The 20,421-nt window shown below is 72.7% G+C and carries 21 protein-coding genes; 13 read left to right on the top strand and 8 right to left on the bottom strand.

Annotation, left to right across the window (positions count from 1 at the left end):
• Nucleotides 1–7 precede the first annotated feature (7 nt).
• The gene (locus MON03_RS06025; RefSeq protein WP_242091071.1) at nucleotides 8–640 is read left to right on the top strand and encodes an FMN-dependent NADH-azoreductase; all 633 of its coding nucleotides are present in this window, start codon (nucleotides 8–10) and stop codon (nucleotides 638–640) included.
• 4 nt (nucleotides 641–644) lie between these two features.
• On the opposite strand, the gene MON03_RS06020 is transcribed toward MON03_RS06025, so the two are convergent.
• A complete protein-coding gene (locus tag MON03_RS06020; protein WP_242091069.1) occupies nucleotides 645–1,688 on the bottom strand; it encodes an MBL fold metallo-hydrolase in 1,044 nt (347 codons plus the stop codon).
• A 233-nt stretch (nucleotides 1,689–1,921) separates the two neighbouring features.
• Between MON03_RS06020 and MON03_RS06015 the strand changes: the two genes are divergently transcribed.
• Together MON03_RS06015 and MON03_RS06010 are read left to right on the top strand one after the other, a co-directional pair.
• Nucleotides 1,922–2,965 (top strand): ATP-dependent DNA ligase, encoded by a 1,044-nt coding sequence (locus MON03_RS06015; protein ID WP_242091066.1) that lies wholly within the window; start codon nucleotides 1,922–1,924, stop codon nucleotides 2,963–2,965.
• Nucleotides 2,966–3,043: 78 nt separating this feature from the next.
• Nucleotides 3,044–3,181 carry a hypothetical protein gene (locus tag MON03_RS06010; protein ID WP_022903256.1) on the top strand — a complete coding sequence of 46 codons (138 nt, stop codon included), beginning with the start codon at nucleotides 3,044–3,046 and terminating at the stop codon, nucleotides 3,179–3,181.
• Here MON03_RS06010 and ligD read toward each other — a convergent pair.
• Entirely contained in the window at nucleotides 3,178–4,206 is a 1,029-nt protein-coding gene (gene ligD / locus MON03_RS06005; protein ID WP_022903255.1) for a non-homologous end-joining DNA ligase, read from the bottom strand. The two genes, MON03_RS06010 and ligD, sit on opposite strands and share 4 nt — an antisense overlap.
• 32 nt (nucleotides 4,207–4,238) lie before the next feature.
• On the opposite strand from ligD, the gene MON03_RS06000 reads away from it, so the two are divergent.
• The 3 genes from MON03_RS06000 to MON03_RS05990 all read left to right on the top strand — a co-directional run bounded on the left by MON03_RS06000 (nucleotide 4,239) and on the right by MON03_RS05990 (nucleotide 7,278).
• Nucleotides 4,239–5,096: a DUF429 domain-containing protein gene (locus MON03_RS06000; RefSeq protein ID WP_175329606.1), complete on the top strand. Its 858-nt coding sequence runs from the start codon at nucleotides 4,239–4,241 to the stop codon at nucleotides 5,094–5,096.
• Entirely contained in the window at nucleotides 5,093–6,295 is a 1,203-nt protein-coding gene (locus MON03_RS05995; RefSeq protein WP_242091065.1) for a glycosyltransferase, read from the top strand. Before MON03_RS06000 ends, MON03_RS05995 begins: the two co-directional genes overlap by 4 nt.
• A gap of 269 nt (nucleotides 6,296–6,564) precedes the next feature.
• Entirely contained in the window at nucleotides 6,565–7,278 is a 714-nt protein-coding gene (locus MON03_RS05990) for a uracil-DNA glycosylase (protein ID WP_242091063.1), read from the top strand.
• Nucleotides 7,279–7,520: 242 nt separating this feature from the next.
• Here the strand turns inward: MON03_RS05990 and MON03_RS05985 are convergent, their stop codons facing one another.
• Entirely contained in the window at nucleotides 7,521–7,949 is a 429-nt protein-coding gene (locus tag MON03_RS05985; protein ID WP_242091062.1) for a DUF6892 domain-containing protein, read from the bottom strand.
• Nucleotides 7,950–8,082: 133 nt separating this feature from the next.
• On the opposite strand from MON03_RS05985, the gene MON03_RS05980 reads away from it, so the two are divergent.
• Nucleotides 8,083–9,549 (top strand): APC family permease, encoded by a 1,467-nt coding sequence (locus tag MON03_RS05980; protein ID WP_242091061.1) that lies wholly within the window; start codon nucleotides 8,083–8,085, stop codon nucleotides 9,547–9,549.
• Nucleotides 9,550–9,650: 101 nt separating this feature from the next.
• On the top strand, nucleotides 9,651–10,268 hold the full coding sequence (locus MON03_RS05975; RefSeq protein WP_242091060.1) for a hypothetical protein: 618 nt from the start codon (nucleotides 9,651–9,653) through the stop codon (nucleotides 10,266–10,268).
• A gap of 17 nt (nucleotides 10,269–10,285) precedes the next feature.
• Here the strand turns inward: MON03_RS05975 and MON03_RS05970 are convergent, their stop codons facing one another.
• From MON03_RS05970 to MON03_RS05960, 3 genes are all read right to left on the bottom strand, one after another.
• Nucleotides 10,286–10,717 (bottom strand): hypothetical protein, encoded by a 432-nt coding sequence (locus tag MON03_RS05970; protein WP_148286125.1) that lies wholly within the window; start codon nucleotides 10,715–10,717, stop codon nucleotides 10,286–10,288.
• A gap of 93 nt (nucleotides 10,718–10,810) precedes the next feature.
• On the bottom strand, nucleotides 10,811–11,245 hold the full coding sequence (locus MON03_RS05965) for a DUF6264 family protein (RefSeq protein WP_175329599.1): 435 nt from the start codon (nucleotides 11,243–11,245) through the stop codon (nucleotides 10,811–10,813).
• A 5-nt stretch (nucleotides 11,246–11,250) separates the two neighbouring features.
• Entirely contained in the window at nucleotides 11,251–11,637 is a 387-nt protein-coding gene (locus MON03_RS05960; protein WP_175329598.1) for a DoxX family protein, read from the bottom strand.
• 137 nt (nucleotides 11,638–11,774) lie between these two features.
• Here MON03_RS05960 and MON03_RS05955 point away from each other — a divergent pair, with 137 nt between their 5' ends.
• A complete protein-coding gene (locus MON03_RS05955) occupies nucleotides 11,775–12,107 on the top strand; it encodes a hypothetical protein (protein ID WP_175329597.1) in 333 nt (110 codons plus the stop codon).
• Between the two features lie 209 nt (nucleotides 12,108–12,316).
• Here MON03_RS05955 and MON03_RS05950 read toward each other — a convergent pair whose 3' ends face one another.
• Nucleotides 12,317–12,814: a DUF427 domain-containing protein gene (locus MON03_RS05950; protein WP_242091059.1), complete on the bottom strand. Its 498-nt coding sequence runs from the start codon at nucleotides 12,812–12,814 to the stop codon at nucleotides 12,317–12,319.
• Nucleotides 12,815–12,935: 121 nt separating this feature from the next.
• On the opposite strand from MON03_RS05950, the gene MON03_RS05945 reads away from it, so the two are divergent.
• Entirely contained in the window at nucleotides 12,936–14,363 is a 1,428-nt protein-coding gene (locus tag MON03_RS05945) for an amino acid permease (RefSeq protein ID WP_242091058.1), read from the top strand.
• Nucleotides 14,364–14,514: 151 nt separating this feature from the next.
• Here MON03_RS05945 and MON03_RS05940 read toward each other — a convergent pair whose 3' ends face one another.
• Complete coding sequence (locus MON03_RS05940; protein ID WP_242091057.1) at nucleotides 14,515–14,964, bottom strand: BLUF domain-containing protein; 450 nt, start codon at nucleotides 14,962–14,964, stop codon at nucleotides 14,515–14,517.
• 268 nt (nucleotides 14,965–15,232) lie between these two features.
• On the opposite strand from MON03_RS05940, the gene MON03_RS05935 reads away from it, so the two are divergent.
• The 3 genes from MON03_RS05935 (at nucleotide 15,233) to MON03_RS05925 (ending at nucleotide 20,213) form a co-directional block, all read left to right on the top strand.
• Complete coding sequence (locus MON03_RS05935; RefSeq protein WP_242091055.1) at nucleotides 15,233–15,976, top strand: hypothetical protein; 744 nt, start codon at nucleotides 15,233–15,235, stop codon at nucleotides 15,974–15,976.
• 34 nt (nucleotides 15,977–16,010) lie between these two features.
• Complete coding sequence (locus MON03_RS05930; protein WP_242091053.1) at nucleotides 16,011–19,328, top strand: DEAD/DEAH box helicase; 3,318 nt, start codon at nucleotides 16,011–16,013, stop codon at nucleotides 19,326–19,328.
• 66 nt (nucleotides 19,329–19,394) lie between these two features.
• Entirely contained in the window at nucleotides 19,395–20,213 is an 819-nt protein-coding gene (locus tag MON03_RS05925; RefSeq protein ID WP_242091051.1) for an HNH endonuclease family protein, read from the top strand.
• Nucleotides 20,214–20,421 lie beyond the last annotated feature (208 nt).

Here is a 20,421-nt window from a genome sequence, read left to right as displayed (position 1 = left end):
TGGGCACATGCCCACGCTCCTGCACATCGACTCCTCCGCCGACCTCGCCCACTCGCGCTCCCGCGCCCTGACCGCGGCGTTCGCCGAAGCCTGGCGTGCCCGCGGCCCGGAGTACACGGTGGTCCGCCGCGACCTGCACGTGGACCAGCTCCCCCACCTCGAGACCTCCGCGCTGCACTGGGCAGCCGCGGACCGCACCGCCGACGAGGTCGTCGCGCCCGAGGCCGAGGCACTGCGCCAGGAGGTCATCGACGAGCTCCTGGCCGCCGACGTCGTGCTCGTCGGGTCGCCGCTCTACAACTACACCGTGCCGTCGACGCTCAAGGCGTGGCTGGACCGGGTGCACATCCCGGGCGTGCTGGTCGGCGACGTCCAGCCGCTCGAGGGCCGGCCGGTCGTCACCGTGGTCAGCCGAGGCGGCACCTACGACGCGGACACCCCGACGGAGGGCTGGGACCACGGCTCGCCCGTGCTCCAGATCATCCTCGGGACCGCGCTCGGCATGAAGCACTACCCCGTCACGGTGAGCGCCACCCTCGCCGGCCGTCTGCCCGACCTCGCACCGCTCGCCGACCACGCCGCGGCCGAGTTCGCCGACGCGAAGACGACCCTCGAGCGCCTGGCAGCCACGCTCGCCTGATCCCTCAGGCGGGACGGACCTCGTCCGACCGGCCGAGGAGGGCGATGTGGTACGCCGTCTGCGTCAGGGCGCTCGCCAGCAGGAAGCCGGTCATGGACTCGATCCCACCGCTGAACGGCACCCGCGAAACGACCTCGTACAGGGTGGGGCCGTGCAGGGCGTCGAGGGCCTCGGCGACGTGCCGTGAGCGTTCCTCCCGGTGCCGGACGAGGACCCGCGCCCGTGCGACGACGTCGCGGAACCGGTACTCGTGGCCCGGGCACACCTCGAGGTCCTCGTACCCGTCGAGACGACCGAGTGACGCCAGGTAGTCCCCGAGCGGGTTCGTCCCGGTCCGGCCGCCCAGACCGATCCCCGAGTTGATGCGCGGCAGGACGTGGTCCCCGGTGAAGAGCAGTCCGTCCTGCTCGTCCACGAAGCAGCAGTGCCCGGTCGTGTGCCCGGGCGTCCACAGCGCGCGGATCGTCCGACCGGCGATCGGCACGACGTCGCCGTCCTCGAGCAGCAGGTCCGCGAAGGGCTCGACCACGCGGCCCAGGCCGATGCGACGGCCGCTCCCCCAGGTCTCGACCACGCCGGCACGCAGATCCTCCGGGAGCCCCCACGTCGCGATGTCGGCGTCGTTCGCACGTGCGTGGCGCCGTTCGTGCCGGAGCGCCTCCACCTCGAGGCGGTGCATGGCCACGCGCGCCCCGCTCGCGCGCCGGACCGCGTCGGCAGCGCCGAGGTGGTCGGCGTGGAGGTGCGTCACGACGACGAGCCCCACGTCCTCCAGCGAGCGACCGATGGCCGCCAGACCCTCGCGGAGGACGGCGAGGTCGTCGTCGGCGAACCATCCGGGATCGATGAGGGTGAGGATCCCGTCCGTGCCCTCGACCACGTAGACGAGCGTGGCGTCGGGGACACCGAAGCGGAACGGGACGGCGAGGGTCCAGACGCCGGGGCGGATCTCCTCGACCGGCGGCAGGACGCCGTCACGGAGCGCCGCGGCCTGCACGGGACTGATCGGTTCCGGTGCCGGCGCTGCCGGCGGGGGCACGGTCGTCACGCGCCCACCCTAGCGACGCGCGCCGGAGCGCCGGGGCCGCACCGGGCCTCCAGGCCGACCGGGCCGACCGCGTCGCGTCCGCGACCGGACCGCCACCCGGATCCGTGCGCTGGCAGTTCCGGTGCACGGAACTCGCGGATCGTGAACCGGAACTGCCACCGACCGAACGGAGGACCACGTCGCGGAACGCGACCCGGTGCCGTGATCCGACCCCGCACGAGTAGACAGGCCGCATGGACACCGCACCCATGCTCGCGAAGGCCGTGCCGACCATCCCGGAGCCGGACAGCGTCCGCGGCGGGCTCCGGTACGAGCCGAAGTGGGACGGGTTCCGCGGGATCGTGACCGTCGACGGCGACCACGTCGAGATCGGCAGCCGCGGTGCGAAGCCGCTGACGCGGTACTTCCCGGAGCTCGTCGAGACCTTCCGCGCGCAGCTCGGCGGGCGGGAGCACCCGGTCGTCCTGGACGGCGAGGTGGTCCTCCGCACCGGCGAGCCGGGCTCCGAGCGGCTCGACTGGGACGCACTCTCGCAGCGCATCCACCCGGCGGAGTCGCGGATCACGAAGCTCAGCCGCGAGACCCCGGCCCAGTTCATCGCGTTCGATCTGCTCGCGGTCGACGGCGAGGAGTTGCTCGACCGCACGTTCGACGAGCGCCGGGAGCGACTCGAGGCCCTCGCGACCGACCTCGCCGGCCCGCTGTTCGTCACGCGCACGACACTCGACGTCGACACCGCCCGCGAGTGGTTCACCACCTTCGAGGGCGCCGGCCTCGACGGCGTCGTGGCGAAGCCCCGCGCGCGTCCGTACGAGCCCGGCAAGCGGACCATGCTCAAGGTCAAGCACCACCGGACCGCGGACGTCGTCGCGATCGGCTACCGGGTGCACAAGAGCGGGCGCGGGGTCGGCTCGCTGCTCGTGGGGTTGTACGACGCCGACGGCGAGCTGCGGCAGGTCGGTGGTGTGTCCGCCTTCTCCGACGAGCGGCGGGTCGAGTTGGTCGATGAGCTGGACCCGGTGGTCCTCCGGGACGCGGACGGGAGGCCCGTCACCGGTGACGGGGAACGGTCGCGCTTCTCGTCGGGTCGCGACACGTCGTTCGTCCGGCTGACGCCGGCTCGGGTGCTCGAGGTCCGCTACGACCAGATGGAGGGCGACCGGTTCCGGCACACCGTGCAGTTCGAGCGGTGGCGTCCGGACCGCGACCCGGAGTCCTGTCGCTACGACCAGCTCGACGTCCCCGTCGCCTGGGATCTGCGAGCAGTGCTCGAGTAGTGCTTGCCCTGTCCGATTCTCGCTCGTATGCTCGACTTAGTTAGGCTACCTAGTAACCTCGGGGGCAAGGAGGACACCATGGTCATCGACGGCATCAGCGAGACGCACCGCGGCACTTGGTCGCGCTTGACGCGGCTCAACACGGCGAGCGTCAGCCTGCCGATGCGGACGACGCGGGTGGACGACAGCGCGCCGATCGTCGACGAGCGCAGCTAGCGGTCCTCGGCCTTCTTCGCGCGCGACGGCTGCACCCGCGGCGGCTCGCCCGGCATCTTCGGGAAGTCCGGCGGGAACGGCAGCTCCCCCAGGCCGTTGCCGAGGTCCCGGTCCCACCACTCGAGCAGCGGACCGACGTCGCCCGGCTCGGCGTGCATCGCCTCCCACGCGTCGCCCCGCGCACGGAGTCGCTCGGGCACCGACCGCACCGTGAACGTCCGCGGGTCGACGGAGCCGAGCTCCTCCCAGGTGATCGGCGTCGAGACGCTGGCGTGCGGGAGCGCCCGGGGGCTGTACGCGCCCGCCATCGTCCGGTCGCGGTTGGCCTGGTTGAAGTCCACGAAGACGCGCTGCCCGCGCTCCTCCTTCCACCACGCGGTCGTCACCTCGTCGGGCATCCGCCGCTCGAGCTCCCGTGCCGCGGCGATCACCGCGTGCCGCACGTCGAGGAACTCGTGCTCGGGACGCACCGGCGCGAAGACGTGCAGGCCGCGGTTGCCGCTCGTCTTGATCCACGCCGTCAGGCCGACCTCGGCGAGGACCTTGCGGAGCTCGTGGGCGACCGGCACGGTGTCGCGGAACTCCGTCCCGGGCTGCGGGTCGAGGTCGATGCGGAGTTGGTCGGGGTGGTCCGGGTCCTCGGCGCGCGAGGCCCACGGGTGGAACACCACCGTGTTCATCTGCGCCGCCCACACCGCGACGGCCGGCTCGTCGACCACGAGCTGCGGGTGCTTCCGGCCGCTCGGGTACGTGACCGTGACGTCACGGACGTAGTCGGGCGCGCCCTTCGGCGGGTTCTTCGAGAAGAAGTCCTCGCCGTCGACCCCGCCGGGGAACCGCTGCAGCGAGATCGGGCGGTCGCCGTTCGCCCGGACGAAGGCGTCCCCGACCGCGACGAGGTACTCCGCGAGGTCGAGCTTCGTGATGCCCGGCTCGGTCCAGAGCACGCGGGACGGGCTGCTGATCCGGACCTCCCGGTCGCCGTCCGGGCCGGGGACCGTCAGCGTCGTCGCCTCGCTCGCCATGCAGCGGACCGTACACGGAGCAGGATGGGACCGTGACGGCGTACCTCGGGGTGGACCTGGCGTGGGGACTCGGCTCGGAGCGGAAGCCCGCGAACGAGACCGGTCTCGTCGCGATGGCGCAGGACGGCACGATCACCGACGCCGACTGGGCCCGCGGGGTCGACGCCGTGACCGAGTGGATCACGGACCACCTCGGACCACGCACCCTCGTCGCCGTCGACGCCTCGCTCGTCGTGACGAACCCCACCGGCATCCGCGAGGCCGAACGGCAGGTCGGACAGCGCTACGGCCGGTGGAAGGTCGCCGCGAACCCGACGAACCTCGCCTCCGCGGCGAGCGCCGGCGCCCGGCTGCTCGACCGGCTGACGGCGCTCGGCGTCGGGTACGTCGACAGCACGGCGACGATGCGGGAGCGGACCGGCCCCGCTGCGTTCGAGTGCTACCCGTACACGACCCTCGTCGGTGTCGAGGAGCTCGGGTACGACGACGAGCGCCCCCGGTACAAGCGGCTCGACACGACGATCCCCGCAGCCGAGGCCCGTGCGCGCCGAGCGGTGGCGTTCGACGCGCTCGTCGAGCGACTCCGCACCACGCCCCTGGACCCGCCGCTCCTGCTCGACTCGCACCCGCTGACGGCCGGGCTCGCCGAGCCCTCCGTACTGCACGGGCCGACGCACAAGCACCGGGAGGACCTGCTCGACGGCGCGCTGTGCGCCTGGACGGCTGCGTTCTGGGAACGGCACGGCGACGGACGCGTGCAGGTGCTGGGACGTGATCCGGGCCTCCCGGTCGACCCGGCGGAGCCGCCGGACGAAGCGGGCCGACGGCCCGTCGTGGTGGCGCCCGCACGCGCGTCCCAGCGGCGCCCCGTCGGTAGGCTGGACGCGTGACGACCACCACCGATCCCCTGCGCATCGGGCTGGTGTCGCTGCACACCTCCCCCGGCGACGAACCCGGTTCCGGCGAAGTCGGCGGGATGAACGTCGTCGTCCGTCACCAGGCCGAGGCGCTGGCCGACCGTGGCCACCACGTCGAGATCGTCACGCGGCGCTCGTCCCCGACGCAGCCCGACTCGGTGTCGCTGGTGCCGGGGGTGTGCCTGCGCTTCCTGTCCGCCGGACCCGCCGAGCCGGTGCCGAAGGGCGAGCACGACGCGTTCATCGAGCCGTTCCGCGAGGGGCTCACCCGTCTCGGTCCCTACGACGTCCTGCACTCGCACCACTGGTTCTCGGGTGTCGCGGCGCTCCCGGTGGCGCGTGACCGGGGCATCCCGCACGTGCAGTCGTTCCATTCGATCGCGGCTGCGTCCGACACACCGCTGTCCGAGGGCGAGCGTCCGGAGTCCGCCGGGCGCCCGGCCGGCGAGCAGCTGCTCGCACGGGAGTCCGACGCGGTCGTCGTGGTGTCCTCGGCCGAGGCGGAGACCGTGCGCGACCGCCTCGGCGGCGACGGCGCGCGGGTCTGGATCGTCCCGCCGGGCGTCGACGGCTCGGTGTTCCGCCCGGCCGCGGCCGGCGCGCGACGCGCCGACGTCCCCTACGTGGTCGCGGCAGCGCGGGTCCAGCCGTTGAAGGGGCTCGACCTGGCGATCGAGGCGATCGCGGGCATCGACCTGGAGGCCCGCCCCACCCTCGTCATCGCGGGCGATGCCTCGAGCGAGGCGGGCGACTACGTGGCGGAGCTGCGTCGGCTCGCGGCCGCGCACGGCATCGCCGACCGCGTGACCTTCGTCGGTCCGCAGTCGCGAGCCGACCTGGCGTTCCTGTTCCGTGGCGCGGCAGCCGTGCTGGTGCCGTCGCACTCGGAGACGTACGGCCTCGTCGCGCTGGAGGGCTCGGCTTCCGGGGTGCCCGTCGTGGCCGCGGCTGCCGGGGGTCTCCGCGAGGCCGTGGTCGACGGCGAGACCGGGGTCGTGCTCGAGTCGCGTGACCCCGGGGTGTGGGCAGCGGAGATCGCGCACATCCTGACGGACGCCGAGTACGCGGCCGGGCTGGCTGCGGCGGGCCGGGAGCACGCGGAGCGGTTGAGCTGGGAGCGTTCGGCGGCGGGGCTCGAGCAGGTGTACCGCCGGGTCCTCGGGCGGGAGTAGGCGGTGGGGGCCGAGGTGCGCGTGCCGCGGGCCGGCGGCGTGGCGGGCGCGGGCGCGCCGGGTGTGCCGGGCGCGGCGGGCGTGACGGGCGTGCCGGGCGTGCCGGGCGTGGGCGCGCCGGGCGGCGTGGCGGCCGTGCCGGGCGCGGGCGCGCCGGGCGCTCGGTGCGAGGTTGTGCACTGCGTGCGAGGCCTCAGGCATCGCACCGTGCGCAGAACCTCGCACCGTGCCGCCCACCTCGTGCATCCCTCGCACCGTGCGAGGCACCCGTGAGCGGCGGCGACCCGTTCGACCGGTTCTGGGCGGCGCTCGACGCGGTGCCGGTGGCGTCCGACGCCGAGGCCCTCTACGACGAGAGGACCGTGGCGGGGCGGCTCCGTCGCGCGAACCTCGCCACGTACCTCGACTCGGTGGGACGATCGGCGTCGATGCTCCTCGTCGCCGAGGCCCCGGGCTGGCGCGGCATGACGAACACGGGCGTCCCGTTCACGAGCGTGCGGGAGCTCGGGCCCGAGTACCTCGTGCCGCCGGAGCCGACCGCGCCGTGGGAGGCGTCGTCGCGGGTCGTCCGGGCGGTGCTCGCGGAGTGGAGTGGGCCGCTGCCACTGGCATGGGCGGTGTTCCCGCACCACCCGTTCGCCGCGCCGGACCGGCTGACGAACCGGACGCCGCGACCCGCCGAGGTCCGGGCGGGGGCTCCGGTCGCGCTCGCGTTGCTCGAAGACCTGCGCACGCTGCGAGCGGGCGCAGACACAGGTGCGGTCGCGGCGGTGGCGGGACCGGACGCGGACGGGGGCCCTGGTGCGGGCGCGTCGGCCGGCCCGGGTGACGAGGGTGGCGTGCGTGTCGTCGCCGTCGGGCGGAAGGCGCAGGGCGCGTTGGCACTGGCGGGGATCGATGCCGTGGCCGTCCGGCACCCGGCGCAGGGCGGCGCGGCGCAGTTCACGGCCGAGATGCGGGCGCTCCGGGACGCCTCGGGCTGACGCGCGGCCACTGGTCGAGCCGCGCCGCGTCCCCGCACGCCAGCGGTCGAGCCGCGGCCGCACGTGCGTGTGAGCCATCCGCGTCGCACGTGCAGTGGTGCGAGATGTCAGCGCACAACCAAAGCGCGCCCGCACCGCGCGATCGCACGGCGCACATCGACTTTGGTTGTGCGAACGCCGGACCGGGCAGGAAGTTGCCGGCCGAGCGACCGGCGCCGTTGCCGGCCGAGCGACCGGCGGCGTCAGGCAGAGCGGACGTCGACGCCCTTCTCGGCGAGCCGCTCGGCCACGTGCGCGGGCAGCGGTGCCGCGGCGTACACGACCTCGAGGGCCGGCAGGTCGAGCAGGTCGTCCCAGTTCTGGACGTCGTAGCGGTCGTCGGACCCGTCCCAGCCCGGGTGCACGTCCTGCAGCACCTCGAGGTCGGAGTCCACGGTCAGCTCGGTCACGAGCGCCAGGTGCGACGGCAGCAGGTCGAGGTCGTCGTAGTACTCGCGCGCCCGGTCGTCCTGGCCGTCGACGTCGAGGTCCTCCTCGGTCTCCCCCGCGTCGTCGCCGTCGTACGGTTCGAGCACGTCGAGGTCGTAGCAGAGCACGTCGAGCACGAGCAGCTTCGCGTTGAAGTCGGCGAACTCGACGGGCTCTTCGGTGGTGTTCGTGTCGTCGTCCATGGCTCGGAGCGTAGTGACGGGAGGCCGAGCGTTCCCGCGGCCGGGACCCTCAGGCGGGGCACGGGCCTGTCGCGGGCAGCGCGGAGAATCCTGTGCGACTGGACAGAATCTCGTCAGCGGGAGAGGGTGAGGCATGGCAACCACCACGAAGGACCGCCCCGCCGCGGAGCAGACGGAGCTCCGCCGCGTCATCGGTCCGAAACTGCTGCTGCTGTTCATCGTCGGCGACATCCTCGGTACCGGGGTCTACGCGCTCACCGGTCAGGTCGCCGCAGAGGTCGGCGGAGCAGCGTGGCTCCCGTTCCTCATCGCGTTCGCGGTGGCGCTCCTGACCGCGTTCTCGTACCTCGAACTCGTGACGAAGTACCCGCAGACCGCCGGGGCTGCCCTCTACGTCCACAAGGCGTTCGGCGTCCACTTCCTCACGTTCATCGTCACCTTCATCGTGATGTGCTCCGGGATCACGTCCGCGTCGACGGCCTCGCGTGCGTTCGCGGCGAACCTCGGCGCGGGATTCGGTCTCGAACTACCGAACGCCGTCGTGATGCTCATCGGCATGGGCTTCATGCTCCTGGTGATGGCGGTGAACTTCCGCGGCGTCAGCGAGAGCGTGAAGACGAACGTGGTGCTGACCCTCGTGGAGCTCTCCGGCCTCGTGATGGTCATCCTCATCGGCTTCTGGGCGATCGCCGGCGGCAACGCGGACTTCTCGCGCGTGGTGATGTTCGACACCCCGGAGGACAAGACCCTGCTGCTGTCGATCTCGACCGCGACGTCGCTGGCGTTCTTCGCGATGGTCGGCTTCGAGGACTCGGTGAACATGGCCGAGGAGACCAAGGACCCCTCGCGGATCTTCCCGAAGGTGATGCTGACCGGCCTCGGCATCACCGCGGTGATCTACGTGCTCGTGTCGATCTGCGCCGTGGCCGTCGTGCCGATCGGTGAGCTCGCCGGCAACGAGACCCCGCTCGTGACCGTCGTGCAGACCGCGGCACCGGGCTTCCCGATCGCCGCGCTCCTGCCGTTCATCTCCATGTTCGCCGTCGCCAACACCGCCCTGATCAACATGATGATGGCGTCGCGTCTGCTCTACGGCATGAGCAAGCAGGGCGTGCTGCCCGGGTTCTTGTCCCATGTCTCGCCTGCCCGCCGCACCCCGTCGACCGCGATCCTGTTCACGACGCTCATCTCCCTCGCGCTCATCGGGTGGGTGTCCCTCAACCCGGACTCCCCGATCGTCGTGGTCCTGGGCGGGACGACCTCGCTGCTGCTCCTCTCGGTGTTCGCGGTCGTGAACCTGTCGGTGCTCGTGCTCCGCCGGGACAAGGTCGACCACCGGCACTTCCGCGCCGGGGTCGTCATCCCCGTGATCGGCATCGTCATCTGCGTCTGGCTGGTGCTCCCGTGGTCGTCCGGCCGCGACCCGCAGCAGTACGAGATCGCCGGTGGACTCCTCGCGCTCGGCATCGTGCTGTGGCTCGTGACCTGGTTCACGCACGGCCGGAAGCAGACCGAGAAGGCGCCGACGGGGCTGGTGACCGAGCCCACCGCCGTGCAGCCCTCCACCGCCGATCGCGAGCACGACCGCCAGGACGGCTGACCGGCCGACCCACGACACCCCCGATCGGGCGGGGGCGGTTCTCCAGGAGGTGCACGTACCCTCGTCATGCTCCGAACCGCCCCGCCCGAGAGGACCCCGTCATGCGCCGCGTCGGCATCACCCTCGCGTCCGTGTTCGGCGTGGGCGTCGTGGCGGCGGTGATCGGCGTCGTCGTGCTCGTCGTGGTCGCGGTCAACTCGCTGTCCGGTGCCGCTCGACCGCTGGCGGCCGCCACCCCGACCTGTCCCGCCGCCGCCACGAAGACCATCGGCGGCATGGCGGTGCCGGCGGGCCCGGTCGCCGGGTTCTGCCAGGACCGCCTGGTGAACGCCGCGTACGTCATCCAGGCGGCCGAGGCGCTCGGCATCGGCCCGCACACCCAGGCGGTCGGGGTGATGACCGCGATCGGCGAGTCGAGCCTGGTGAACCTCGACCACGGTGACGCCGCCGGCCCGGACAGCCGCGGGCTCTTCCAGCAGCGGGACAACGGCGCGTGGGGCACCTACGCACAGCGGATGGACCCGTACACGGCCGCGTCGATGTTCTACGCGAAGCTCGTGAAGGTCCCCGGCTGGAAGACGATGACCCCGACGCAGATGGCCCACGCGGTGCAGATCAACTCGGATCCCGACCACTACGCGAAGTTCTGGCCCGAGGCGAAGGCGGTCGTCGAGGGCCTGACCGGCGAGACCGTGCCGGACACCGCACCGCAGAGCTGACCCCACGGCGACCCCGGTCACGCGACGAGTGAGCCGGGCTCGTCCAGCTCGAGCATCTCCACCCCACGGTCGTGCACGATGACCTGGCCGCGCAGCCGGACGTGCCGCTCCCCGAACGAGCACGCGACCGCGTCGACCCACTCCCAGTCGACGGCGTGCGCCTGGTCGTTCCCCGGCCGTTCCCAGACCACCAGGACGTCGTCGGCCTCGACCTGCTCGGTGACGTCGGCGATGAGCGCGGCGAAGTCCTCCACGTGCTCGTCGGGTTGGTAGGGCAGTTCGGACACGGGGAGCAGGAGCGGGATGGGGACGCCCCGCTCGGCGAGGAAGACGACCCAGCACTGTCGGGTCAACGGTCGGCCGATGAGCTCGCGGACGAGGGCGAGGACGTCGGCGTCGGTCCGGACGGGTGCATCGGTGAGGCGGGCGATCATGTCGGTGTCTGGCATGACCCCAGCGTCGCCGCCGGCACCGGCTCGCCACAGGGCCCCGACGCGATCTGTGGACGACGCCGCCCGCGACCGCCCCGGTGCAGGAACGGGTCAGATGCCCCGGGTCACCGCCGCGTCGACGAGCAAGCGGCACGCGAAGAACACCACGACGACCGCGGTGATGCCCACGACCGGGATCGCCCATGCCATCCGTCGTCGGACGAGCCGAACCAGCGACCACACGATCGCCCCGACCACCACGAGCGCGACGAGCACCGGCCCGACGTAGACCACCGCTCCACCGAGGACCGCGTTGCAGCTGTTGCCCGGCGCACTGCACGAGCTGAAGTTGAGCGACAGGAACACGATTGCCCACGCGGCCACGATCGCCACGAGGGTCAGGGCGACCAGGAGCACGACCGTGGCGACCACGTCCGCGACGCGACGGCCGCCTGTCAGGGGGTGGCGTGCCTCCCGGCCGGTCCGCGCGCCGACGACGACAGCGACGTCCGGACCGGGGTCCGGTGTCCGCGCTGCCGTGCCCACGCCGCTCACGCTCCGGACCGGGGCCCGCGGGTCGACCAGAGGGCGGCGGCGATCAGGAGGGGCTGACCGAAGAGCCGGCCGATGCGCTTCGCGTCGGTGTCGAGGCCGAACGCCGACCGGCGGTTCAGCCACTGCGCGACGTTGCCGGGGAACACCGCGACGAAGAACCACGCCGCGATCGTGCCGACGCGGCGACGGCCGGAGCCCCGCGCGAAGAGCAGCGCCGACCCGAGGCCGACCTCGGCCACGCCCGACCCGAGCACGACCGCGTCCGTGTCGAGCGGCAGCGACTCCGGCACCTGCGCACGGAAGTCCTGACGGGCGAACGTCAGGTGCGAGACGCCGGCGAGCACGAGGAACAGTCCCAGCAGGACCCTGAGGAAGGAGCGCATGACTCCATCGTGCTCGTCCCGCGCGCGGCACGCCCGACGACCGGCGGGAGTCGGACACATCCGCAGAGCGCGGCGTCGGTCCGGGTCGACGTGCAACGGCCCGGGCGGGTCGGGCGGTCGATCGGTACGGTCAGGACATGGCAGCCGTCGCCCGGGACCACGAGCCGCCGGCCGCCCCTGCCACGATGGCGGTGCTGCTCGCGCCGGTGTCGTTCTACCTCGGCCTGTTCCTGCCCGCCGAAGCGACCGGGCGGCACCTCCTCCTCGGGACGGTGTTCGGCGCCGTCGGGGTCCTCTGCGGCTGGCGGGCGATCCGGATCGCCGGACGCCGTCGCGCCGTGCGCGTGTGGTCGTGGATCGGGGGCGTGATCTGCGGGCTCGGGCTCGTGATGCTCTACTGGCAGGTGCTCGTGCTCGTCACCGGCGGGGCGTTCCCGCCGCCGTTCTGGTCGCCGTACGCGAACCGCTGACGCGCGCGCCGCGGGCGCCGCGGCGGGCGGCGGGGTGCGGCGCGAGTCTCGCGGTGGCGGACACGTCTCGCGCTCCGGGAGGCGAGAACTGTCCGCCTGGCCGAGTCTTGGGCTGCGGCCGGTGGAGCGGCCGTCGGCGCCCAGCGCACCCGCCCGCCGGCCGGGAGGCACGGGGCGGGCTGGCACCGCGCCTCCCGGCCGGTGGTGGGTCACCACCCGAACGTGCCGGCCCCGCCCTTGAACGGACCGACGACGTCCGCGGTGATCCACCCGCCGTAGAAGTCGCCCTCCTGGGCCTGCACGACCTCGCCGCCGACCTCGCACGAGTCCATCATCGACGGGTAGATCGCGACGCGGTCCCGCAACGACTCGTAGCCCGGCTCCGGCGTCGGGTAGTTCCACGCGGCACGCGGTGCCACGCTGTCGCCGCCCCGCACGTCGAAGTAGCGCGCCCGGCCCTTGAACTCGCACATGCTCGACCCGTCGGCCGGCACGAGGGCACCGTCGGCGAGGTCGGCGACCGGCAGGTAGTAGACCGGCGGGTGGGACGTCTCGAGCACCCGCACCGCGTCCGTCGTGTCGGCGACGACGACTCCGCCGAGCCGGACGACGACCCGGTCGCGGACGGGTTCCACCGCCGGCGGCCGTGGGTAGTCCCACACCGATTCCTGGCCGGGTCCGGGTTCGATCCGCTGAGGTCTGCGCATGCACCCGTTCTACCGCCGGCGGTCCGGAGCCCGCCGTGAGGTGGTGCCGAGCCCACCGTGAGGTGGTGCCGAGCCCACCGTGAGGTGGTCCGGAGCCGGCCGTGAGGTGCAGAGTGGGCGGATGACATCGACGTCACCACGCGCCACCCTGTTCCGCCGGAAGCCCATCGAGACGATCGAGGACGAGGCCGGCGGCGAGGGCGGCCTCAAGCGGCACCTCGGTCTCTGGCAGCTCACCGCGATCGGCATCGGCGGGATCATCGGCGCGGGCATCTTCACCCTCGCCGGCACCGTCGCGCACGGGGTCGCGGGGCCGGCCGTCCTCCTCTCGTTCCTCGTCGCCGGGGTCGCCAGCGCCGCAGCCGCGCTGTCCTACGCCGAGTTCGCGGGGATGATCCCGAAGGCCGGGAGCGCGTACACCTACGGGTACGCGGTGCTCGGCGAGATCGTCGGGTGGTTCATCGGGTGGGACCTGCTGCTCGAGTACACCGCGATCGTGGCCGTCGTCGCGATCGGCATCTCCGGCTACGTCGGGTTCCTCGTCGGGCAGTTCGGCGTCGACCTGCCGGCCTGGATGCTCGGCGCACCCGGCACGGGCGACGGGCACGTCATCGACGTGTTCGCGATCATCCTCTGCCTGCTGACCGCGTTCGTCCTCACCCGTGGCATCCGGAGCGCCGCCCGGTTCGAGCTCGTCGCGGTCGGCATCAAGGTCGGCCTCGTCGTGCTCATCGTCGTGCTCGGGGTGTTCCACATCAACAGCGCCAACTACCAGCCGTACTTCCCGTTCGGGTTCAGCGGCGTGATGACCGGTGCGGCGACGGTGTTCTTCGCCGTGTTCGGCTACGACGCCATGTCCACCGCGGCCGAGGAGTCGGTCGACGCCCGGAAGCACATGCCGAAGGCGATCCTGCTGTCCCTCGGCATCGCCATGGTGCTCTACGTCCTGGCGACCCTCGTGCTCACCGGCATGCAGAAGTACACCGACATCGACCCCGAGTCGGGCTTCTCGTCGGCGTTCGCGGCCGTCGGGCTCGGCGGGGTCGCGAACGTCATCGCGATCGGGGCGATCGTCGGCATCATCACCGTGCTGCTCACCTTCATGCTCGGCGCCTCGCGCGTGTGGTTCTCCATGAGCCGCGACGGCCTCATGCCGAAGTGGTTCGCGCACACCGATCCGAAGCGGCACGTCCCGACCCGGGTCACGTGGATCATCGGCGTCGCGGCGGCGGTCCTGGCGGGCCTGCTGCCGATCGACATCGTCGCGGAGCTCACGAACATCGGCATCCTGCTCGCGTTCGTCGTGGTCTGCTCGGCGGTGATCGTGCTCCGCTACCGGCAGCCGGACCTGCCCCGGACGTTCCGGCTCCCGTTCATGCCGGTGATCCCGGCGATCGGGGTGATCGCGTCGCTGTGGCTCGTGACGTTCCTGCAGTGGGAGACGTGGGTGCGGTTCGCGGTGTGGTTCGCGATCGGGCTCGGGGTGTACCTGGGGTACTCGCGGAAGCACAGCAAGCTCGCCGCGGATGCGGGGGCGGACCGGAGCTGAGCCGGTGCCGAGCGCTGCGTCGGGCGGGGCGTGGTGCTCGGCGCCAGCCGCGTCGGGCGGGGCGTGGTGCTCGGCGCCCGCCGCGTCGGGCGGGGCGTGGTGCTCGGCGCCCGCCGCGTCGGGCAGGGCCTGGTGCTCGGCGCCCGGCGCGTCAGCCTGCCCGCCGGTGCTTGCCCTTCGCCGCCTCCGGGTCGGCCATCGGGTGCGACCGGAACCACCGCAGGAGTTCCCGCGACCGGCTGGTGTCGGCGCTCCGGTCGCCCGCCGGCAGGAAGTCGCTGAACCCCTCCGGCGGCTCGGTGCCCTGATCGCCCCGGTCGTACGCCATCGACCACTCGGGGAACCGTCGCGTGTGGATCGATTCCTCGGCGAGCAGCACCACGCTGTCGTGCCGGTCGTCCGCGAGGATCCGCTGGTACGTCGCCATGACCTGGTCGTACGGCCCCTCGAGCAGCTGCATGAAACGCCCACCCCGTGCCACGAGGAGGCCGGTCAGCCCGTCCTCGGTGTTCCGCTCCCGCGCATGGGCGAGGACGGCGTCGAGTTCGGCGTCGTCGAACGGGGTCGTGGCCGAGCTCATGTACACGAGGGACTGCAGCATGCCCTCGATCCTGCTCGCATCCACGGCAGGCCGCTCGCCCCAGAACGGGCCGGGGTCCCCCGCACCGCGGCGTGGCGCGCGGGTCGCCCGGCCGCACGGCCGCACGGCCGCACGGTGCGAGGCCGCGACCACACCGTGCGAGGTTTCGCACTCGGTGCGACCGTCCAGACCTCGCACCGTGCGCACAACCTCGCACCGTGCACGGCAGAGCGCGCGACGCCCACTCTGGGGCTGCCGGGCGACACCGCGCCGACACGAGGATGAACGTGTGCGTCCCCGTCTCCTCACCGCAGTGCTCGCGCTGACCCTCGCGACCTCGTCCGCCACGGTGCTCGGACCTGCTCCGGCCCGCGCCGCCGACCCGGCCCAGGCGACCGTCACCGCACAGGCGTCCAGCACCGCCCCGGCAACCACGACCGCGACCACGACCACGACCACGACGATGCCGGCCTCGGTCCGGAAGCAGTACGACGACCACTACGGCACGTTCCCCACCTTCTTCCGGTCGGGCACCGGATCGACGAGCATCCCGCTGCCCCCGAGCAAGCGCAGCGGGATCCTCACCGTCACCGCGGACCGCGCGGGCAAGGACTTCGAGATCCAGGAGATCTCCTCCACCGGCGTGCACCTCGACAGCCCCGTGTGGGCCACCGGCCCGTACTCGGGCCACGTCGCGTACGGGACCGACTCCTGGCGCGCCCCGTCGGTCCTGAAGGTGATCGCGACCGGTCACTGGAGCCTCACGTTCCGGCCCGTCGCCGAGGCGCTCCCGCTCACGTCGTCGGGACACGGCGACGAGGTGATGCTCTACTGGGGCGCCGCGACCAGCCGGAGGTTCGTGTCGAAGGGCGGCGACATGGCGTGCCTCGTGCGCGAGACGCCGATCGCGCTCGACTACGAGACGATCGTCGCGTCGTCGGGCGGTCACGCCGAGTGCAACGCGACCGCGCACCTCCAGAAGGGCCCGTCGGTCATCCAGGTCAACAGCGGCGGGGACTGGACGCTCCGGTGAGTCGGGCGTCGGTGGGTGCTGGCACGATTGGTGCGTGCCAGCCGCCCCGATGATCGACGCCGTCGACGTCATCCGCTTCGTCGGACCGCAGGCCTTCGGGCGCGCGCGCGACGTCGTGCGCGCCGGCCTCGTCGACGACGCCGTCTGGCACGACGCCGACGGCACGGTCACCGCGAGCGTCTCCGGCTCCGCGGACGAGCCCTACGTCGTTCGCGTCGAGACCACCCCTGCACGGGGCGAGTTCGTCCGCCCCGTCCGGAGCACCTGCTCCTGCCCGCTCGGCGGCGACTGCAAGCACGTCGCCGCCGCGCTCCTGACCGTCAACGCCCGCGCCCTCGCAGCGGCCGCCGGTCCGAAGGCCGAAGCTCCGGCTCCGCCGGCCCCGGACTGGAGGCACGAGGTCGCCCGCCTCGCCGGTGACACCGACCAGGCGCCAGCGCCGCAGGGCACCCCGATGGGCCTGCAGTTCGAGTTGCGTGACGCGGTGACGGCGCGCTTCGCCGCGCGTGCCCGCGCGAGCGGTCGAGCGCTGCCCGCCGCGTCGCGCACCGTGCGGCTCGGGGTGCGCCCGGTCACCCGGAGCGACGCGGGCAACTGGGTGCGCGGCCAGCTGACCTGGAGCGCTCTCCCCTACTCGCAGAACCGCCTCGGTCTCACTCCCGAGCAGCACGCGTGGTTCCTGCAGCTCGCCGCACTCCACCGCGCCGGTGCTCTCGCCGGCCTCCCCGGTGAGAGCGACTGGATACACCTCGACGACTTCCAGAGCCCGCTGCTCTGGCCCCTGCTCCGCCAGGCCGCGGGACTCGGGATCGCGTTCGTCACCGGCAAGCAGGCCAGCGGCGTGACCCTCGGCTCGGATGCCCGCGTCCTGCTCGACACCGCACGCTCCGAGGGTGGCCTGGTGATCGGCGCGAGCGCGGTCATCGACGGCCGGCCGGTCGCCACCGGAGCCGCGCGGACGATCGGCGACCACGGCGTCTACGCCTTCCGCGAGAGCCCGTCGTTCGCGGTCACGCTCGCCCCGACCCCGGAGCCGGTGCCCGAGGACCAGCGCCGCATGCTCGTCGACGGTGCGCGCATCACGGTGCCGGAGTCCGAGGTCGACGAGTTCCTCGCCGACTGGTCGCCCCGGCTCCGGGGTGCGCGTGGGCTCGTCAGCTCGGACGGCTCGGTCGAGCTCCCCGAGCGCGGCACCCCCGAGCTCGTGCTCACGGCCACCTTCGAACCGGCACGGGCACCCCGGACCGACGACCGCGTGCACCTCCAGTGGCGCTGGCACGTCGACGGCCGGAAGGACCCGGTCGCGCTGCACGGGCCCCTCCCCGACCTCACCGAGGTCCGCGCGGCCGACGACGCCCCCGTCGGTCCCGGCGGTGGCCTCGACTGGTTCGTCGACGGGGTGATCGACGACGCCGACGTCGCGGTGTTCGCGAACGAACTGCTGCCGCAGCTGACCGCGCGCGGCATCCGTACCGTCGTGCAGGGCGAACGGCTCGACTACGAACGGCTCAGCGGTCGGCCGAACATCCGCGTCACGACGATGCCGTCGGAGAAGCACGACTGGTTCGACCTCGGGATCATCGTGAGCGTGAACGGCAAGGAGATCCCGTTCACCCCGCTCCTCCGAGCGCTGGCGGGACGGGCGCGACGGCTCAAGCTCATCGACAACTCGTACCTCTCGCTCGCCGACCCCGCGTTCGACCGCCTCAAGGAGCTCATCGACGAGGCCCGTGACCTCGGCGAGTGGGAGCCCGACCAGCCGATGACGGTCACGCCGCTGCAAGCGGGACTCTGGTCGGAGTTCGACCAGCTCGCCGACGAGACCGCGCACGACGAGCGCTGGCAGGCGATCGCCGGGGGCCTCCTCGGCGCGACCCCGCCCGGGGACACCCCCGTGCCGGACACGGTCCGAGCCGAGCTTCGGCCGTACCAGCACGCCGGGTACGCCTGGCTGACGTTCCTCCGCCAGCACGGGATCGGCGGCGTCCTGGCCGACGACATGGGCCTCGGCAAGACCCTGCAGGTGCTCGCGATGATCGCGGCTGCCCGAGCGGACGCGCCGTCCGGCGCACCGTTCCTCGTCGTCGCGCCGACCTCCGTCGTCGGCAACTGGGCGGACGAGGCAGCGCGGTTCGTCCCGTCGCTGCGGGTCACCACCGTCACCGCGACCTCGCTCAAGGACCCGACACTGGTAGCCCGTGCTGCCGGCGGGTCGGACGTCGTCGTGACCTCGTACGCCCTGCTCCGGCTCGACGCGACCGCATGGGCACAGCAGGAGTGGGCGGCGCTCGTCCTCGACGAAGCGCAGTTCGTGAAGAACCCGCAGTCGCAGATCCACCGGGTCGTGACCGACCTGCGTGTCCCGGTGAAGTTCGCGCTCACCGGCACCCCGCTCGAGAACGGCCTCACCGACCTCTGGGCGCTCTTCCACGTCGTGGCGCCGGGGCTGCTGTCCTCATGGACGCGGTTCGGCGACGACTACGTGAAGCCCCTCGCCTCGCCCGACCTCCGGGGCGACGCCCGACGGCAGCTCACCGAACGGCTCCGGCGACGCATCCGCCCGCTCATGCTCCGGCGGACGAAGGAGAGCGTCGCGGCCGACCTGCCGCCCAAGCAGGAGCAAGTCGTCCGTGTGACGCTCGACCCGGCACACCGCGAGCTCTACGAGCGGACGCTCAACCGCGAGCGGCTCAAGGTCCTCGACCTCATCGACGACCTCCCCCGCAACCGCATGATCGTGTTCCGCTCCCTGACGCTCCTCCGGATGCTCGCGCTCTCCCCCGCCCTCGTGCCCACCGCGGCGCCGTCGGGCGATGTCGACGACCCGGCCGAGGTTTCCGACATCCCGTCCGCGAAGCTCGACCTGCTGCTCGACGAGCTCGACCAGCTCGCTGCCGAGGGCAGACGAGCGCTCGTCTTCAGCCAGTTCACCTCCTTCCTGCGCATCGTGTCGGACGCGCTCGACGCCCGCGGCATCGGGTACGAGTACCTCGACGGCGCGACACGACGACGCCCCGAGGTCATCGACCGCTTCCGGAAGGGCACCGCGCCCGCGTTCCTCATCTCGCTCAAGGCCGGCGGGTTCGGGCTCACGCTCACCGAGGCGGACACCGTGTTCGTGCTGGACCCGTGGTGGAACCCGGCGGCCGAGAACCAGGCGGTCGACCGGACGCACCGGATCGGGCAGACGCGGTCGGTGAACGTGAACCGACTCATCGCCGAGGACACGATCGAGGAGAAGGTCCTCGCACTCGCCGCGAAGAAGGCCGAGCTCTTCGCCACGATGATCGACGACGACGCGCTCTTCGCCGACGACCTGACCGCCGACGACATCCGTTCCCTGCTCGCCTGACACCGACCAGCACGCCGTCCCTCGCACGACAGCACCACCCGCACCACGCCAGGAGTCCCTTCCCCCATGACGTCCCGCCGACGCCGCCGCCGCCGCACCAGCACCGTCTCCGTCCTCCTCGTCCTCGCCCTGGCACTCGGCGGGTACGCCCTGCACGCTGCTCTGGCCCCGTCGGACGGGTCGAGCGCCGCGACCGAGTCGATCACCGGCGCGCACCCCACCGGCGGGGCGGACTCGACCGGCGGGGCGGACGCGACCGGCGGGGCGGACGCGACCGGTGAGGCGGACGCGACGGGCAGGGCGGAGCCGAGCCGTGCCTCCAGGCCGGATCCGGACACGACCGCGACGCTCCGCGCCCTCGCGAGCCTGCCCGTGAAGGGGAAGGCGCCGGCGACCGGCTACGACCGCACGGGCGACTTCGGGTCAGCGTGGCTCGACGTCGACCACAACGGGTGCGACACACGGAACGACGTCCTCGCGCGCGACCTCACCGGCATCGTGCGGCAGGGGCGGTGCACGGTCCTCACCGGGACGCTCGTGTCGCCGTACACCGGCGGCACGATCGCGTTCACCCGGGGGCAGACGACCTCGACCGAGGTGCAGATCGACCACGTCGTCGCGCTCGAGAACGCGTGGCGGACCGGAGCGCAGCAGCTGCCGCATGCGACTCGGGAGGCCCTGGCGAACGACCCCGAGAACCTCTTCGCCGTCGACCGGCACTCGAACGCGCAGAAGCGCTCCGGTGACGCCGCGACGTGGCTGCCCGCGGCGAAGGGGTTCCGCTGCACCTACATCGAGCACCAGGTCACGGTGAAGGCGCGGTACCACCTGTGGGTGACACCGGCCGAGCGGGACGCGATGGAACGGGTGCTCGACCGCTGCTGAGGGGGTGACGGGGCGATCCCTGTGGCATTTCCTGTTCGCGACGTGGCAGTTCCGGTGCGCTGACTCCGGGATTGCCGTACCGGAACTGCCACTGCGTGCTCATGACCCTCGGGCACTGCCACACGCGCGGGTCACGGCGTCGGCCCGGCTGCCTAAAACGACAGGTGTAGCCTTACTCCCGATGCAGACGCATCGAATGGACTCGCTG

Source organism: Curtobacterium sp. DN_7.5 (assembly GCF_022655355.1).
Taxonomy (GTDB): Bacteria; Actinomycetota; Actinomycetes; order Actinomycetales; family Microbacteriaceae; genus Curtobacterium; species Curtobacterium luteum.
Note: the sequence above shows the minus strand (reverse complement) of the source record. Positions and strands in the feature narration are given on the sequence as shown.